The sequence below is a fragment of the Streptomyces sp. P17 genome (assembly GCF_032436805.1).
GTDB lineage: Bacteria > Actinomycetota > Actinomycetes > Streptomycetales > Streptomycetaceae > Streptomyces.
Genome location: NZ_JAVRBF010000628.1, coordinates 1 through 284, shown reverse-complemented (window position 1 = coordinate 284; position 284 = coordinate 1). Strand labels below are relative to the sequence as shown.

Annotated in this window: 1 pseudogene; it reads left to right on the top strand. The window is 68.3% G+C overall.

Annotation, left to right across the window (positions count from 1 at the left end):
- Positions 1-72: 72 nt before the first annotated feature.
- Positions 73-204, top strand: a pseudogene (locus RMT89_RS42375) (pentapeptide repeat-containing protein); the annotation flags it as partial.
- Positions 205-284 lie beyond the last annotated feature (80 nt).

Below are 284 nucleotides of genomic sequence, written 5' to 3'. Positions count from 1 at the left end.
ATGCTGATGTCACGGCGCCTGGCGGGCACGAAGGACGCCAAACACCGGAAATGATCAGTTTGTTCACGGGCTCTCAGAGAGGCGGCGTCACTGGAGATCGCGCGGGGCGTGGACCGGCTGGCGGGGGCCGTGATCAGTACGGGGCAACTGCTGGATCTGGCGGCCGTGTTGGCGGGGGCGCTGGGGATCCGGGTGGAGGAGTGAGGGTCAGGACACGCGGGGGAAGCGGGCCTGGAGGGTCCAGATCGCCGGGTTCTCCGCCAGGTCGTCGTGCAGGTCGCACA